Raw genomic sequence first — 16619 nt, forward strand, 5'->3', positions numbered from 1 at the left:
GACGACATGAACACCCCGTCTGTCGCAGCGGTACGCCGAGGGCGGTGTCGCTGCCTGGAATATGCTAGTCTCGCCGGTTTCGACAAGTGGGTCAGCGCCGGTCGGCGCCAGCAATTAGAGGTCAGTGATGAAGGTCGTCAAAATCAACGAGCCCCAGCAGCGGGAAGCCTGCCTGGCACGCCTTTGTGCGGAAGCCTACGGTCATCAGGCGGGTATCGCCCCCCTGGTCACCTTCGCCGGCGTCATCGGGGTGCTGTTCAAGCAGGAAGCCGCCCGGCTTCTCGCTCTGGTGGACGATCAGTCCCGTCCCATCGCGCTGGCCCTGCTGGTCAGCGACGAAGCCGGTACCAGCATGAATGTGGCCCAGTTGACGTCGCTGGATCCTGACGCCGAAAGTGCGGTCGACGGCGGCAACAAGACCAGCGCGGAAAGCGAGAGCCAGGGCGAGGCGCAAAAGCCGGCCGGCAAGGGCAAGCTGAATCCCGCCCTTCGTCTGGTGGCGGAACTGGCGCTGCGGGCGCCGCTGCGGGTGGACGTGGTCAGTGATGCCCAGAAGGCCGAGTTTAGCGCCGCCGGTATCCAGCGCTGGATCAAGGGCCCGGGCGAGCTGCAGATCGGTCTGGGGCCAAAGCATACGGCCACCAGCCTCGACAATCTGCCGCGTACCCTGACCGTGGACGAAGCCTCGGTGGTGGCCAACTTCAAGCAGGACAAGGCGCTCTTTGAGGATTACAAGAACCGCTTCGTCAGAGGCCTGGAGTCCTTCCCGCGGACGTTGTGATCAGCGACGGAAGGGCACCTGTTGGGTCCTTCCCGTGGACGCTATGAACTAGTAGAAGTGGTAGAACAACGAAGCCCCGGCCCTTACCTCTTTTGGAGGCGAGGGCCGGGGCTTCGTCGTTGGGCAAAGGGTCGGCGCTTGCCGGGCCGAGGTGGTTGTTGATCCGCTCGCGGGCAGCAAGAACGGAGGTGGCCCGGGTCACGCCGTCAGGGATCGATGCCCGTCGATCCGTGCAGTTGTCTAGCCTTCGCTGGTGAGGCTGAACGATCCCTTCATCATCGAGGAGTGGCCGGGGAAGGAGCAGAAGAAGGTCAGATCCTGGTCGGCGAGTCCTTCGGTGTCGAAGGTGATGCTGGTGGATTCGCCGCCGCCGATGATGTCGGTAGCGGCCAGGATGCGGTCGTCCTCGGGCAGGTAGTTGCTGTCGAGTCCCGCCTGCATGCCGGCGGAGGCGATCTCCTGATAGGCGTCGGTAGGGGCCAGCACCCAGTTGTGTCCCATCACGTCTTTCGCCATGGAGCCTGAGTGGGTCAACGTCAGACTGACGGTCTCGCAGCTGGCGGGTACGCTCAGCTCGCTCTTGTCGTACTGCATCTGGTCAGTGGAATCGATGGTCAGCCGGCACTCTTCGGCGACGTTGTCCGCGGCGCCGTCATCCGCTACCGCCACGGCAGAGAACAGCGGCACGGCGGTGATCGCGAGGATGGAGGCGGAGGAAAGCAGGGCATGTTTCATGACAGCATCCTTTTCGTTGCTGGATAAGGTGGGTGCAGGGTTTGCCACGACCGTTCACGGCGTTCAGCAAAGGGAAGCGCGGTGCACCACACAAGATGTATCCATGTTTATATGTTAACTGTATACAGTTGATGAGTCTCGTAGACATCAATGGAGCTGTCAAGCGCCGACAGTGATCCCGTGGCCACGGCTGTGCCGACGGCAAATCCAGTTTGGACTTGACCGAGGTCGAGCAGAGCGCTTGACTGGGCGTACATACCCGTTAGCAGCGTAAGGAAGCCTTTCATGGCCAAGCGGATTCAATTCGCACGCACCGGCGATTCCGAGGTGCTGGAACTCGTCGATACACCGGCGGCCGAGCCGGGCCCCGGCGAGGTACGCGTCGCCAATGAGGCGGTGGGCCTCAACTTCATCGATATCTACTTCCGCACCGGTCTGTATCCGGCGCCGTCCCTGCCGTCGGGCCTGGGAACCGAAGGCGCTGGCGTGGTCGACGCCGTGGGCGATGGGGTCGATCATCTGCAGGTAGGCGACCGCGTGGCCTACGCCCAGGGGCCCCTGGGCGCCTACGCCGAACTGCACACCCTGCCGGCGGACAAGGTGGTGGCGCTGCCCGAGGGGATCAGTTGCGAGACCGCAGCGGGGGCCATGCTCAAGGGGCTGACGGTGCAGTACCTGCTGCGTCAGACCTACCCGCTGCAGGGTGGCGAGACCATCCTGTTCCACGCCGCCGCCGGTGGGGTGGGGTCGATTGCCTGTCAGTGGGCCAAGGCCCTGGGCGTCAAGCTGATCGGCACGGTCAGCTCCGTCGAGAAGGCAGAGCTTGCCAAGCGCAACGGCGCCTGGGCGACCATCGACTACACCAAGGAAGACGTGGTCGAGAGGGTGCGCGAGCTGACCGGTGGCGAGATGGTCGACGTGGTCTACGACAGCGTCGGCAAGGACACCTGGGAGACCTCGCTGGACTGCCTGAAGCCGCGCGGCCTGATGGTCAGCTTCGGCAACGCCTCCGGACCGGTCGAGGGGGTCAACATCGGCATCCTCAACCAGAAGGGCGCGCTCTACGTCACCAGGCCGAGTCTCAACGGCTACGCCGACAGCCCGGAGCGGCTGCAGGACATGGCCGACGAGCTGTTCGACATGATCGAGAGCGGCAAGGTGAAGATCGACGTGGCCCAGCGCTTCGCCCTGGCGGAGGCCGGCAAGGCCCAGGACGCCCTGGCGTCACGCAAGACCACCGGGTCTACCGTGCTGCTGCCCTGAGCGATCGATCGCCGATCCCTGTCTTCCTGATCGAACCTGTCCTCCGGACAGAGCGGGCCCGCTTGCATTTCAGGGAGGCGTCGGCCTGACGGCGGAGTAGCTTGCGTACCGGCTGCCCTGCTCGTCGTTGGTTCTGCCTTGGCGCTACAGCGACGCCCCCAGCTCGCGAATCATCCTCTCGCGCCGCTTGAGGGCGGCCAGCCCCTCGTCACCCAGGCGATCGGCCACCTCGGTCAGCAGGCCCTGGGCCAGCAGGAAGAAGGCGCCCATGGCGTTGGAGAAGAACAGGCTGTCGGTAGGCACCAGGAAACGGTATTCGGCGACCCGGGCAAGCGGAGACGACTCGCTGTCGGTCAGGGCGACCACCCGAATCCCCGCCCGCGCCGCCACCCGAGCGGTTTCCAGCACGCTGGTGGTGTAGGGAAAGCAGCTGATCACCACCAGCAGGTCCCCTTCATCCAGTTGCGCCAGGGCATCGGCCACCCCCTGGTGTCCCGCATCCAGCTCCCCGGTATCGGCACGCAGCATGCCAAGCCCATAGGCCATGAACTGCGCCAGCGACGCAAACTGGCGTTGCCCGTGGACCCTGACCCGACGGGCGAGGGCCAGCAGCTCGACCACCCGGTCGTAGTCATCGGCGTCGAGTCGCTCGAGCAGGCCGGCGAAGTTGGCGCTCTCCTGGCGTCCGAGCCGGGCCAACCGGGCGACACCCTGGCCCTGGTCGCGATCGGTCGACAGCCTCGAGGCCAGGTCGCTGTAGAAGTGCTCGCCGCCATCGGCCAGCTCCCGCCGAAACACCGCCTGCAGCTCGCCGAAGCCGTCGAAGCCCAGGCGCTGGGCCAGCCGGGTCAAGGTCGAGGGGTTCACCTCGAGCCGCCCGGCCAGCTCGCTGATCGAGGCCACCGCACTTGCCTGCGGCGACTCCAGCAGCGCCATCAGCACCCGCAACGATCGTTTGCCCAGGCGAACGTCGCCGTCACCGGCCTGGATCTGCGCCGCCAGTTCCTTCAGGTCGCCGAGGGTGCTCGATTCGCCGAGGCGAACTGGGCGGTCCTGAGCGCTCCGCTCGGTCGGTGGCTTGGTGGCGGGCTTCGAGTCGCGAGAGGGCATGGCGTCTCCTTGAATGACGAGCGGGCCAGTGTGCCAGCTTGGCGGGCGTCTGTCCGGTGAGGCGTAGGCACAATTTGCAAATATGCATTGTGTACAAATAGAATGCATTTAATATTTGCATCTATACGATGTCGTATCTACCCGCTGGAGGTTTCATGAGCCGCGTCTTTCACCGCCACCTCAAGGCGTCCTATCCCACCGCGGTGGCAGGCGATGGGCCCTATCTGATCGATGCCGCAGGCAAGCGCTACCTCGATGCCTGTGGCGGCGCGGCGGTGTCCTGCCTGGGGCATAGCGATCCCGAGGTGCAGGCGGCGATCAGCGAACAGGTCAAGCGCATGGCCTACGCCCATTCAAGCTTCTTTACCTCGGAGCCGATGGAGGCGCTGGCCGACTTCCTGGTCGATCGCGCGCCCCAGGGCATCGGCAGCGTGTACTTCGTCTCCGGCGGTTCCGAAGCGGTGGAAGCGGCGCTGAAGATGGCGCGCCAGTACTTTCTCGAGATCGGCCAGCCAGAGCGCACCCAGGTCATCGCCCGGCGCCAGAGCTACCACGGCAATACTCTTGGGGCGCTGGCCACCGGCGGAAACGCCTGGCGTCGGCGTCCCTTCGAACCGCTGTTGGCCGACACCACCCAAGTCAGCCCCTGTTACGCCTACCGCGGCCAGCGCTCGGACGAAAGCGCCGAAGCCTACGGCGAGCGACTCGCGGTGGAACTCGAGGACACCATCGAGCGGCTGGGGCCACGCCGGGTCATGGCCTTCGTCGCCGAGCCGGTGGTGGGGGCGACCCTTGGCGCGGTGCCGGCGGTGCCCGGATACTTTCGGCGGGTGCGCGAGATCTGTGATCGTCACGGCATCCTGCTGATTCTCGATGAGGTGATGTGCGGCATGGGGCGCACCGGTCGCCTGTTTGCCTGCGAGCAGGAAGGCGTCAGCCCCGACCTTCTGACCGTGGCCAAGGGCCTGGGCGGGGGCTACCAGCCCATCGGCGCCACCCTGGCCAGTGCGCGTATCCGCGACACCATCGCCGAGGGCACCGGCTTCTTCCAGCATGGCCACACCTATATCGGCCACGCCACCGCCTGCGCCGCGGCGCTGGCGGTGCAGCGCGCGGTGGAGGAACGCGGCCTGCTTGCGCAGGTGCAGGCCAGGGGCGAGGCGCTGCGTGCTCGCCTCCAGCAGCGCTTCGGCGACCACCCGCACGTCGGCGATATTCGCGGACGCGGGCTGTTTCTGGGACTCGAGCTGGTGGCGGACCGGGGCAGCAAGGAGCCCTTCGATCCCGACCGACGCCTCAACGCCGCGGTCAAGGCCGCCGCCATGGACCAGGGGCTGATGTGCTATCCCGCCGGCGGTACCCTGGACGGACGCCGTGGTGACCATGTGCTGCTGGCACCGCCCTATATCGTCGAGGAAGATCATCTCGACGAGATCGTCGACAAGCTCGACGCCGCCTTGCAGCAAGCGCTTGGCCAGATGGGCCATTGAGTCCGTGCCTGGCGCTTCGGCCCGCGCAACACCTCTGACACACCAGGCCCGCCAAGGGGCGGGCTTGCTACCTTTTTTCCCACGTACAGGATGACAGCATGCCCCTTCGTTCCCGCTTGCCCGAGCTTGACGACGCCAACATGAGCGCGGAGCAGCGTCGGGTGCTCGACGATATCCTCAGCGGCCCCCGCGGCAACCTCGATGGTCCCTTCCTGGCCTGGGTGCACAGCCCGCAGCTTGCCGACCATGCCCAGCGTCTGGGGGCTTTCTGTCGCTACCATACCTCGCTTCCGCTGCGCCTCACCGAGCTTGCCATCCTGACCACCGCGGCCTGGTGGAAGTCCCAGGCGGAGTGGCAGATCCACGCCCCCATCGCCCTCAAGGCCGGCCTGTCCGAGTCGGTGGTCGAGGCCTTGCGAGAAGGCCGTCAACCGACCTTCGAGCGCAGCGACGAAGTCATCGTCCATCGCCTGGCCAGCGTGCTGTATCAGCACCGTCGCGTCGATCAGGCCACCTACGACAGGGCAGTGGAGGCCTTCGGCGAGGAGGCCGTGGTGGAACTGGTCGGGGTGCTTGGCTACTACGCCCTTGTGGCGATGACGCTGAACGTTTTCGAGGTCCGTCGCGGCGATGAACCGCTGCCCTTTGACGAACCCTAACCCTTTGCCGAACCCCAGCCCTTTGACGAAGCCTCCTGGGCACGCTGACGGGCTGTTTTAGGCTACGCTGAATCAGCGGTACCCTGGCGCTTTCTCGGTGACGCTTTCGCGACCTCCAGCACTCTGCAATCGCCCGTCAGGGCGCCGCCCAGGGAGGGGCCGGCATGGACGACAGTCTTCTGGTATTTATCGTGCTCGGGCTGACGCTGGCGGCGTTCGTCTGGGGGCGGTTTCGTTTCGATCTGGTGGCGCTGGCCTCCTTGCTGGCCTCGGTGGTGCTGGGGCTGGTGCCCGCCGACCAGGCCTTTTCCGGTTTTGGCCATCCGGCGGTGATCACCGTGGTGGCGGTGCTGGTGCTGTCCCGTGGCTTCGAGCGGGCCGGGGTGGTGGACGTGATCGCCGCCCAGGTGCTCAAGGTTGGCGACAGGCTCCTGTACCAGCTATTGGCGCTGACCGGCCTTGTCACCGTGCTGTCGGGCTTCATGAACAACGTGGGGGCGCTGGCGTTGCTGCTGCCGGTGGCCCTGCGGATGTCGCGCGAACACGATACCTCGCCGTCGATCCTGCTGATGCCGCTGGCCTTCGGCTCGCTGCTGGGTGGCCTCACCACCCTGATCGGCACCCCGCCCAACATCATCATCTCGAGCTACCGTGCCAGCGTCGCCGGCGAGCGCTTCAGCATGTTTGACTTCTTCCCGGTGGGCGGCGCCGTGGCACTCGCCGGGGTTGCCTTTATCGTGCTGCTGGGCTGGCGCCTGGTGCCAAGGCGCACCGGCCAGGCCAGCCGCGACGCCATGTTCGATACCGCCCACTATCTGGTGGAGGTACGGGTCGACGCCGATGCCCAGGCCCTGGGCTGGTCGCTGCACAAGCTCAGGCGCAAGCTCGACGACAACGTGCCGGTGCTGGCGCTGGTGCGGGGCGGTCATCGCTACGCCGGTCACTCTTTCTATGGGGTGCTCAAGGAGGGCGACATCCTGCTGCTGGAGGCCGGTCCCGAGGAGCTCAAGGCGCTGGAGGATCGGGCCGGACTGCGGGTCGGTCTGGCACCCGAGGAGGCGCCGGATTCTGATGCCGAGCAGAGCGACGCCGAGCCGACCGACACCGAGCCAGCCAACACCGAGCAGACCGGCAGCGATGATCAGGTGCGGTCCTCGGACAACGCAGCGGCCACGTCGACGTCGGCCCAGCCGTTGAACGCAGACGGCAATGCCGGGTCCGCTTCGCTGGCCCAGCGTACCCGCCAACTGGTCGACGAGGACGAGCAGGCGCGAGAGCGCCGCATCACCCTGGACGAGACCCGTGAGGCGGCGCGGGGCACCGAGGACGGTGACGAGCGCCAGGACGACAAGGCCCCCGAGGACCTGCACCTGATCGAGGCGGTGGTGCGCAACGACGCCGCCATCAGCGGCCGCACCGCCGCCGAGCTGCGCCTGCACCATCAGTACGGCCTGCACCTGGTGGCGGTGGCCCGTGACGGTGGGCGCCTCAAGCAGCGTCTGCGCGATATTCGTTTTCGGCCCGGCGACGTGCTGCTGCTGCAGGGCGATCCCGAAGGGCTGGGGGAGAGCCTGACGGTGCTTGGCTGCCTGCCGCTGGCAGACCGGCGCCTGACCCTCGGCCAGCCGCGCCAGCTTGCGCTGTCGGTGGGCATCTTTGCCGTCGCCATCACGGCCATGCTGTTCGATCTGCTGCCGGCGGCGGTGGCCTTGTCGCTGGCCGCGCTGGTCACCCTGCTGGTGGGGGTGCTGCTGCTGCGCGAAGGTTACCGTGCCATCGACGGCCCAGTGGTGGTGTTGCTGGGCGCGATGATTCCGGTGGGGCAGTCGCTGGAGTCCAGCGGCGGGGCCGGCCTGATCGCCGATGCCATGCTCGGGCTTGGCAGCCAGTGGCCGCCCATCCTGGTGCTGGCGGGGCTCTTCATGGTCAGCACCTTGCTGTCCAACGTCATCAACAATGCGGCGGCGGCGCTGTTGATGGCGCCCATCGCGGCGAGTCTCGCCAGCGGTTTCGAGCTGTCGCTTGACCCCTTCCTGATGGTGGTGGCGATCAGCGCTTCCTGCGCCTTTCTGACGCCCATCGGCCACCAGTCCAACACCCTGGTGATGGGCCCCGCGGGCTATCACTTCAGCGACTACTGGCGCCTTGGCCTGCCGCTGACCCTGGTGGTGATGGTGGTCGCCATCCCGCTGATCATGCTGGTCTGGCCGCTGCAATAACGGCCAATGAAAACGCCCGGGCTGGGCCCGGGCGTCGTGGTGGTGCGCGAAACGTCGGCGCTACGCGGTGACGTTGTGGTGGTTCATCTTTTCCTTGTCTGTGACGAAGGCGTCGAAGGCGAAGTCGTCCACGCTCAGCATGTCGAGCACCTCGGCCTCGCGCTTGCGCATGAAGTCGGCATCCTCCTCGCTGATCAGACCCTCCTCGAGCGCGGCTTCCAGGCGTTCTTCTGGGTGCAGCGCCTGCACCGGCAGCTTGCCCTTGGAGTACGCCTTGTTGATCTGGCGATAGAGCACCTCGGCGCGGTCCTGGGTTTCCAGCAGGGCGTTGTAGCGCGCCACCGGGTTGTCCTGGACCTGGTCGTTGCTGTCCCAGGCGCCGACCAAGAGCTTCTTGCGCAGGGCGCTGTCGGTGGACACCGCACGGGCGATGGACCGGGCCAGGTCGTCGTGGGGGCGTGCCCAGCGGCGGCCCAGCGGCATCACCAGCACCTTCAGGGTCTTGCCCAGCGCCCGGTTGGGCAGGTTGTCGAAGACCTCGACGAAGGCGGTCTCGGCGCGGTTGAGCAGGAAGCGGCAGGCGTAGTGCATCAGTTCCGCCTCGCCCTCGACCTTGTCACCCTCGTGCCACTGCTTGATCACCATGCTCACCAGATAGAGGTTGGAGAGCACGTCACCCAGACGCGCCGAGAGCATCTCGCGCTGCTTGAGCTCGGCACCCAGGCTCGCCATGGCAGCGTCGGCGCACAGGCTGAAGCCGGCAGACAGACGGGCCACGTCCTGGGCGTAGGGGCGGGCGACCTCGTCGAAGGGGCAGGACGGCTTGCCGATGCCCAGGCCCATGGTGAGGGCGCGGGCGGCGTTGCCGAAGATCAGCCCGGCATGGCGGAAGAACGCCCGGTCGAAGGCCTTGGCGTCATCGGCGTCCTTGGCCGCCAGTTCCTCCAGCACGTAGGGATGGCAGCGGATCGCGCCCTGACCAAACACCATCAGGTTGCGGGTCATGATATTGGCGCCTTCCACGGTGATCGCCACCGGGTTGGCACTGTAGCCGATGCCCAGGTAGTTGCGCGGGCCCAGGGTCACCGCCTTGCCGCCGTGGATGTCCATGGCGTCGGCCAGGATGTCACGCTGGAACTCGGTCAACTGGCTCTTGAGGATGGTCGATGGCACCGCCGGCGCCTGGCCGTGGTCGATGGTATTGGCGGTCTGGTAGACCGCTGCCTGGGCGATGTAGGCCTTGGCGGTAAGACGTGCCAGGGGCTCCTGAATGCCCTCCATCTCGGCCACCGGCACATTGAACTGGCGACGGATGCGGGCGAAGCCGCCGGCCCAGCCGATGGCGTAGCGGCCGGTGCCGGTAGCGCCAGAGGGCAGGGTGATGCAACGGCCGACCGACAGACACTCGATCAGCATGCGCCAGCCTTCGCCGGCCATCTCGGGGCCACCGATGATGGTGTCCAGCGGCACGAACACGTCCTTGCCACGAATCGGACCATTCATGAAGGGGCTGCCGATGGGGTGGTGGCGGCGGCCGATCTCCATGCCGTCGGTGTCACGCGGCACCAGCGCGCAGGTGATGCCGAGGTCTTCGGTGTCGCCCAGCAGGTGGTCCGGATCGAACATGCGGAAGGCCAGGCCGACCACGGTGGCGATGGGCGCCAGGGTGATCCAGCGCTTGTTGAAGGTCAGGCGCAGGCCCAGCACTTCCTTGCCGTCGATTTCCTGCTTGCAGACGATGCCGACGTCCGGCAGTGAAGTGGCGTCGGAGCCGGCACGGGGGCCGGTCAGGCCGAAGCAGGGGATCTCGCGGCCGTCGGCCAGGCGCGGCAGGTAGTGATCCTTCTGCTCCTGGGTGCCGTACTTGAGCAGCAGCTCACCCGGACCCAGCGAGTTGGGGACACCCACGGTGGACATCAGGGTCTCGTTGACCGCGAGCTTCTGCAGCACCGCCGACTGGGCCTTGGCCGAGAAGCCGAGACCGCCGTACTCCTTGGGAATGATCATGCCGAAGAAGCGTTCCTTCTTCAGGTAGTCCCACAGCTCCGGCGGCAGGTCGGCGCGCTCGCGGGCGATGTCCCAGGCATTGCACATGCCGGCGGCCACGGTGCACTGATGGTCGATGAAGGCGCGTTCCTCGTCGCTGAGGCCGTCATCCTTGAAGTCGAGCAGGCGCTGCCAGTCAGGGCGGCCGGAGAACAGCTCACCGTCCCAGGCCACGCTGCCGGCCTCAAGCGCAGTACGCTCGGTATCCGATACGCGGGGGGCGACCTTCTTGAACATGGCGAACAGACGTGGCGACAGCCAGCCGTGGCGCAGCGCCGGCAGGCCGCAGACGGCGATGACGGCGGCGGTGATCAGCAGCAGTACGCCGACAAATTCGGCGTCGAGGACCAGGCCCGCGACCCCGAGAATGGCGGGCAGGGCGGCGGCAGGCGCGGCCCCGGCCTCGCGGCGGGCGATGGCGATCAGGCCAACGACCGCAAAGATGAGCAGGAGCAGGCTGAGCATGGGCGGTTCTCCTTGGAGAGCGATGAGAGGAAGCGTGGTTGTAATAAAACGCCTGTTTGAATTCTTGCAGATTAGCCCATCGCCTGACAACCGGCCATCGAAAACCTTGCCTCTTGCACCATGGTCGAACTAGAGGTCTCTTAGCTGCACAAAAAAGGCCCCGTGAAAGTCACGGGGCCAGGTCGATGTCGTCTAAATCGTGTCGCCGCCAGCGGCAGCTTTTCCGGCGTCAGCCAGGCTGCGCTGTGCTATCAGCACCAGTACCAACACCAGCACCAGCATCGGCGCGCGCGGAGAGGCGCCGCTCGCTCTGGGTCGGATGGGCCTCCTCGAGCCGCCGCTGCGGCGGCTTCTGGGCCGGGGCGCCATTGGCCACGTAGTAGGGCGCCTGGCTCGGCGGCAGCGGCTCGCGGCCACGGATCTTGTCGGCCATGCGCTCGGCCAGCATGATCGTCGGCGCGTTGAGGTTGCCGGTGGGAATCACAGGGAAAAGCGAGGCGTCGACCACCCGCAGGCTTTCTACCCCGTGCACGCGTCCGGCGCCGTCGACCACGCAGTCGTCGCCGTCGCCCATGCGGCAGGTGCCACAGGGGTGATAGGCGGTCTCGGCGTGGCGGCGCACGAAGGCGTCGAGCTCATCGTCGCTCTGCACGTCCGGTCCCGGCGAGATCTCGCGGCCACGGAACTCGTCCATGGCCGGCTGGGCGATGATCTCGCGGGTCAGGCGAATGGCGTCGCGGAACTCTTCCCAGTCCTTTTCGGTGGACATGTAGTTGAACAGGATCGAGGGCGCGGCCTTGGGGTCGACCGAGGTCAGCCGTACGCGTCCTTCGCTCTGGGAGCGCATCGAGCCGACGTGGGCCTGGAAGCCATGGGCCTGCACCGCGCTCTTGCCGTTGTAGCTGATGGCGATCGGCAGGAAGTGGTACTGCAGGTTCGGCCAGGCTTCCTCTTCGCTGGTGCGGATGAAACCGGCGGCCTCGAACTGGTTGCTGGCGCCCACGCCGCTGCCCTTGAACAGCCATTCGGCGCCGATCGCCGGCTGGTTGTACCACTTCAGCGCCGGGTACAGCGAGATCGGCTTCTTGCACTCGTACTGGATGTACATCTCCAGGTGGTCCTGCAGATGGGCTCCGACGTTGTCGTTGACGTGGACCGCCTCGATGCCGAGCTCCGCCAGCAGGTCCGCCGGGCCGATGCCCGAGCGCTGCAGGATCTGCGGCGAGGCGATGGCGCCGGCGCACAGCAGCACCTCGCGACGGGTGCGCACCTCCTGGGTCTGGCCCTTGCGCTGATAGCGCACGCCCACCGCACGCTTGCCCTCGAACAGGATGACGTCGGTGGTGGCTCGGGTCTCGATGGTCAGGTTGGGGCGCTTCTTGGCCTCGTCCAGATAGCCACGCGCGGTGGAGGCGCGGCGTCCCTGGGGCGTGACGAAGCGGTCCATGGGGCCGAAGCCTTCCTGCTGGTAGCCGTTGACGTCCTCGGTGGCCGGGTAGCCCGCCTGCTGACCCGCCTCGATAAAGGCGTGGTAGAGCGGGTTGTTGCCGGGCTTCGGGGTGGCCACGCACACCGGGCCATCGCCGCCATGGTAGTCATTGGGGCCGATATCGCGGGTCTCGGCCTTCCTGAAGTAGGGCAGGCAGTTGGCGTAGTGCCAATCCTCGAGCCCGTCTCGCTTGGCCCAGCCGTCATAGTCCAGGGCGTTGCCACGGATGTAGCACATGCCGTTGATCAGCGAAGAGCCGCCAAGGCCCTTGCCGCGACCGCACTCCATGCGGCGATTGTCCATGTGCGGCTCGGGGTCCGTCTCGAAGGCCCAGTTGTAGCGCTTGCCCTGCAACGGATAGGCCAGCGCTGCCGGCATCTGGGTGCGGAAGTCGAAGCGGTGGTCCTTGCCGCCGGCTTCCAGCAGCAGGACCTGGACGTCCGGGTCCTCGGTCAGACGAGTGGCGAGGACGTTGCCGGCGGAGCCGGCGCCGATGATGACGTAGTCGAATTCACGGAGCTGTGACATGTGACGCCTCCCTGAAGGCAATGGGGTGACCGGGTCAGGCGTGACGCGGTGTTCGAGTGCTGTCGCGACGGGCCGGCCTTAGAAGACCGACTCGAAGGGGCCCATTTCGACCTGGACCGACTTGGTCTGGGTGTAGTGGGCCAGGGTCTCGATGCCGTTCTCGCGGCCGACGCCGGACTGCTTGTAGCCACCCACCGGCATTTCGGCCGGGGACTCGCCCCAGGTGTTGATCCAGCAGATGCCGGCTTCCAGGCGATGGATCAGGCGATGCGCACGGTTGAGGCTCTCGGTGAAGACGCCGGCGGCCAGGCCATAGGTAGTGGCGTTGGCGCGCTCGATCACTTCCTCGTCGGAGTCGAAGCCGAGCACCGACATCACCGGGCCGAAGATCTCTTCACGCACGATGCGCATGTCATCGGTGCAGTCGGTGAACACCGTGGGGGCCGCCCAGGCGCCCTTGGCCCAGTCGCCCTGGTCCCAGGCGTCGCCGCCTGCCAGTACGCGGGCGCCTTGCTGCTTGCCCAGCTCGATGTAGGACAGCACCTTCTCCTGGTGTTCGAAGCTGACCAGCGGGCCGAAGTTGACCGAGGGATCCATCGGGTCGCCGGCCTTGATGCGCGCCACGCGCTCCTCGAGCAGTGCCTCGAAGTCGTCCTTGACGGCGTTGTCGACGAACACCCGGGTGCCGTTGGTGCAGATCTGGCCGCTGGAGTAGAAGTTGGCCATCATCGCCGCGTCGGCGGCACGGACCAGGTCGGCGTCACGGCAGACGATCAGCGGCGACTTGCCGCCAAGCTCCATGGTGACGTCCTTGAGGCTGGAGGCGGCGGAGGCCGACATCACCTTCTTGCCGGTGCCCACCTCGCCGGTGAAGGAGACCTTGGCGATGTGCGGGTGGCCGGTGATCGCCTGGCCCACCTCGGCCTCGCCGTGGACGACGTTGAACACGCCATCGGGCAGACCGGCTTCGGTGAACACCTCGGCCAGGATCATGGTGGTCAGCGGGGTGACCTCGCTGGGCTTGAACACCACGGCGTTGCCGGCGGCCAGCGCCGGGGCGGACTTCCAGCAGGCGATCTGGATCGGGTAGTTCCAGGCGCCGATGGAACCGATGACGCCCAGCGGCTCGCGGCGGGTGTAGACGAAGCTGTCTTCACGCAGCGGAATCTGGCTGCCTTCGATGGCGGCGGCGAGGCCGGCGTAGTATTCGAGCACGTCGGCGCCGGTGACGATATCGACGGTGGACGTCTCGCTGAACGGCTTGCCGGTGTTGCGGGTCTCGAGCTCGGCGATCTCGTCGTTACGCTCGCGCAGCAGCGCCACGGCGCGGTTGAGGATGCGTCCGCGCTCCATGCCGGACATCGCGCCCCACACCTTCTGGCCGCGCTGGGCCGCGGCGACAGCGGCGTCCACGTCGGCCTGGCTTGCCACCTGCACGTCGGCCAGGTGGCTGCCATCGTAGGGGTTGGTGACGCTGAAGGTCTCGTTGGAGGTGGCGTCGGTCAGACGGCCGTCGATGTAGAGCTTCTGGAGTTCGAGAGTTGCCATGGCATCCTCCTGTCGAAAGGGCATGTGTCAGCAAGCTGACAGCGATGTCGGGGCGATAAGTGAAGAGCAAGAATGTGCGCGTGAGTGGCGCAGGTGTTGAGCCTGCCCACTCGGTCTGCCTGAGATCCGGCTCGAGGCTCGGGGCCTTGGTCGGAAGAGACTCAGGCCGGTTCCGGTTCGTGAGCCGCAGCGGGCGCGTGGCTGTCGAGCAGTCGATTCAGGTACTCCCGCGCCAGCTGGCGGGCCTGGACCGCGTCCAGGCCTTCCGGCGACAGGGTGCCGCGCAGCCACAGACCGTCGATCATTGCAGCCAGGCCATTGGCGGCGCGCTGGGCCTCGTGTCGGGGCATCAGCCGGCGAAACTGGTAGCAAAGGTTGGCGTACAGCCGCCGGTCGTTGATCTTCTGCAGCCGTTGCAGGTCGGCCTTGTGCATCGAGTTGGCCCAGAAGGCGAGCCAGGTGCCGGCAGCGCGGGCGTTGGTCTGGGAGGCGTCGAAGTTGCCGTCGATGATCGCTTCCAGATGGGCACGGGGGCTTGTGTCGCTCAGCGCCTTGCGCCGCGCCGCCACGGCCTGGCCCAGGTCATGCTGGATCTGGCGCATGGTCGCCTCCAAGAGGCCATCCTTGCCACCGAAGTAGTGGCTGATGATGCCGGCGGAGACCCCGGCGTGGCGGGCGATGCGCATGATGGTGGCATCGGCAAGCCCCACCTCGTGGATCGCCGCCATGGTCGCCTGGATCAGCTGCTGGCGGCGGATCGGCTCCATTCCTACCTTGGGCATGACAGACCTCCGTGCCGTTCGCCCTCGAACATTGAGGTGCCCGAGAGGTGAATCTGTTGATGCGCGTCTCGAGCGATATCGTGCTCAAGAGTTGAATCTAGTGATTTGCTCCTCGAGGCACCCCCGAGGTTAGGATGTAGAGAGTATGCCTTTTATTGATTGGACGTTCAATCAAAATCTGGTCGATTCAACGGCACAGTCGTGAACAGACCACCATACTGCAACCGATAACCTCAACAAGGAGTGCATCATGACGACCCCGACGATTCCCGCTCTGTCCGTGCTGGCGGCTGCCATCGCCGGCCTTGCCGCCCCCCAGGCGATGGCCGCCGATGACAGCTGCCAGCCGGTACGTTTCGCCGAAGTTGGCTGGACCGACATCACCGCCACCACCGCGCTGACCACCGAAGTGCTGAAGGCCATGGGCTACGAGACGCGTATCGACACCGTCTCGGTGCCGATCGCCTATTCGGGCATGAAGAACGACGACTTCGACGTCTTTCTCGGCAACTGGATGCCGTCCATGGCGTCCATCAGCGACCCCTACGTCGAGCAGGGTGATGTCGATCGCCTGGGAGCCAACCTGGAAGGGGCCAAGTACACCCTGGCGGTGCCGCAGTACGTTTACGACGCCGGTGTCACCTCGGTGGCGGATCTCGACGAGCACGCCGACAAGTTCAATAGCGAACTCCACGGCATCGAGGCCGGCAATGACGGCAACGAGCTGATCCAGCAGATGATCGACGATGACGCCTTTGGGCTCGGCGACTGGTCGCTGATCGACTCAAGCGAGGCCGGCATGCTGGCGGAGCTGCGTGCCCGCGTCCCCGACGAGACCTGGATGGTGTTCCTCGGCTGGGAGCCGCATCCCATGAACACCAACTTCGACATGGCGTATCTTGAAGGCGCCGACGACTACTTCGGCCCCGACCTGGGCGGCGCCACCGTCTACACCAACACCCGCGCCGGCTACACCGACGCCTGCCCCAACGTCGGTGCGCTGCTCAACAACCTGAGTTTCACCCTGGAGATGGAAAACCAGCTGATGGGCACCATCATGGATGACGGCACCGCCCCGGACGAGGCCGCCCGCGACTACCTCAAGGCCAACCCGGCGCTGCTCGCCTCCTGGCTCGAAGGCGTGGAGACCGCCGATGGCGAGCCTGCCCTCGAGGTGGTCAAGGCGGAGCTGGGTGTTGAATAAGGCAAAGCTGGGTGTGGAATAAGCCAGAGCTGGGTGTCGAATAAGCCAGCGCTGGGGCGCTGAACAGGCCTGAGCTGACTGTCTAGCAAGCCCAGAGCGTTCCCGGCCGGGGGAGAGCAGGCAGGCCCGTCGTCGAAAATTTCGCAGGCGGGCTTGCCAAGTTCATGAACGGTGTGCATAATTCTCCCCCGTCGACACGGCGCTTTTGCCGCATGACGACCCAAAAGGCTACGTAGCTCAGTTGGTTAGAGCACATCACTCATAATGATGGGGTCCCCTGTTCGAGTCAGGGCGTAGCCA

12 protein-coding genes and 1 tRNA gene are annotated in these 16619 nt (G+C 66.2%); 7 read left to right on the forward strand and 6 right to left on the reverse strand.

The window, feature by feature from the left end:
• Nucleotides 1–127: 127 nt before the first annotated feature.
• Nucleotides 128–781, forward strand: a complete 654-nt coding sequence (locus tag RBB39_RS20110) for a hypothetical protein (RefSeq protein WP_213229602.1) — start codon at nucleotides 128–130, stop codon at nucleotides 779–781.
• A 240-nt stretch (nucleotides 782–1021) separates the two neighbouring features.
• Here the strand turns inward: RBB39_RS20110 and azu are convergent, their stop codons facing one another.
• Complete coding sequence (azu, locus tag RBB39_RS20115) at nucleotides 1022–1516, reverse strand: azurin (RefSeq protein ID WP_306169344.1); 495 nt, start codon at nucleotides 1514–1516, stop codon at nucleotides 1022–1024.
• 285 nt (nucleotides 1517–1801) lie between these two features.
• On the opposite strand from azu, the gene RBB39_RS20120 reads away from it, so the two are divergent.
• A complete protein-coding gene (locus RBB39_RS20120; protein WP_306169345.1) occupies nucleotides 1802–2779 on the forward strand; it encodes an NADPH:quinone reductase in 978 nt (325 codons plus the stop codon).
• A gap of 144 nt (nucleotides 2780–2923) precedes the next feature.
• Here RBB39_RS20120 and RBB39_RS20125 read toward each other — a convergent pair whose 3' ends face one another.
• Nucleotides 2924–3889 carry a MurR/RpiR family transcriptional regulator gene (locus tag RBB39_RS20125; RefSeq protein ID WP_306169346.1) on the reverse strand — a complete coding sequence of 322 codons (966 nt, stop codon included), beginning with the start codon at nucleotides 3887–3889 and terminating at the stop codon, nucleotides 2924–2926.
• Between the two features lie 155 nt (nucleotides 3890–4044).
• Between RBB39_RS20125 and RBB39_RS20130 the strand changes: the two genes are divergently transcribed.
• From RBB39_RS20130 to RBB39_RS20140, 3 genes are all read left to right on the forward strand, one after another.
• Nucleotides 4045–5379: an aspartate aminotransferase family protein gene (locus RBB39_RS20130; RefSeq protein ID WP_306169347.1), complete on the forward strand. Its 1335-nt coding sequence runs from the start codon at nucleotides 4045–4047 to the stop codon at nucleotides 5377–5379.
• A 98-nt stretch (nucleotides 5380–5477) separates the two neighbouring features.
• On the forward strand, nucleotides 5478–6038 hold the full coding sequence (locus RBB39_RS20135; RefSeq protein ID WP_306169348.1) for a carboxymuconolactone decarboxylase family protein: 561 nt from the start codon (nucleotides 5478–5480) through the stop codon (nucleotides 6036–6038).
• A 164-nt stretch (nucleotides 6039–6202) separates the two neighbouring features.
• A complete protein-coding gene (locus RBB39_RS20140) occupies nucleotides 6203–8257 on the forward strand; it encodes an SLC13 family permease (RefSeq protein ID WP_306169349.1) in 2055 nt (684 codons plus the stop codon).
• Nucleotides 8258–8317: 60 nt separating this feature from the next.
• Here the strand turns inward: RBB39_RS20140 and RBB39_RS20145 are convergent, their stop codons facing one another.
• The 4 genes from RBB39_RS20145 to betI form a co-directional block, all read right to left on the reverse strand.
• Nucleotides 8318–10768 (reverse strand): acyl-CoA dehydrogenase, encoded by a 2451-nt coding sequence (locus RBB39_RS20145; RefSeq protein WP_045994601.1) that lies wholly within the window; start codon nucleotides 10766–10768, stop codon nucleotides 8318–8320.
• A gap of 229 nt (nucleotides 10769–10997) precedes the next feature.
• Nucleotides 10998–12785, reverse strand: a complete 1788-nt coding sequence (gene betA / locus RBB39_RS20150; RefSeq protein WP_306169350.1) for a choline dehydrogenase — start codon at nucleotides 12783–12785, stop codon at nucleotides 10998–11000.
• 78 nt (nucleotides 12786–12863) lie between these two features.
• A complete protein-coding gene (gene betB, locus RBB39_RS20155; RefSeq protein ID WP_306169351.1) occupies nucleotides 12864–14333 on the reverse strand; it encodes a betaine-aldehyde dehydrogenase in 1470 nt (489 codons plus the stop codon).
• Nucleotides 14334–14494: 161 nt separating this feature from the next.
• Entirely contained in the window at nucleotides 14495–15115 is a 621-nt protein-coding gene (gene betI / locus RBB39_RS20160; protein WP_213229620.1) for a transcriptional regulator BetI, read from the reverse strand.
• 322 nt (nucleotides 15116–15437) lie between these two features.
• Here betI and RBB39_RS20165 point away from each other — a divergent pair, with 322 nt between their 5' ends.
• Together RBB39_RS20165 and RBB39_RS20170 are read left to right on the forward strand one after the other, a co-directional pair.
• On the forward strand, nucleotides 15438–16319 hold the full coding sequence (locus tag RBB39_RS20165; protein WP_231498662.1) for a choline ABC transporter substrate-binding protein: 882 nt from the start codon (nucleotides 15438–15440) through the stop codon (nucleotides 16317–16319).
• Between the two features lie 226 nt (nucleotides 16320–16545).
• Nucleotides 16546–16619: transfer RNA gene (locus RBB39_RS20170), tRNA-Met, on the forward strand.

The sequence above is a fragment of the Halomonas sp. MMSF_3323 genome (assembly GCF_030733595.1).
GTDB lineage: Bacteria > Pseudomonadota > Gammaproteobacteria > Pseudomonadales > Halomonadaceae > Halomonas > Halomonas litopenaei.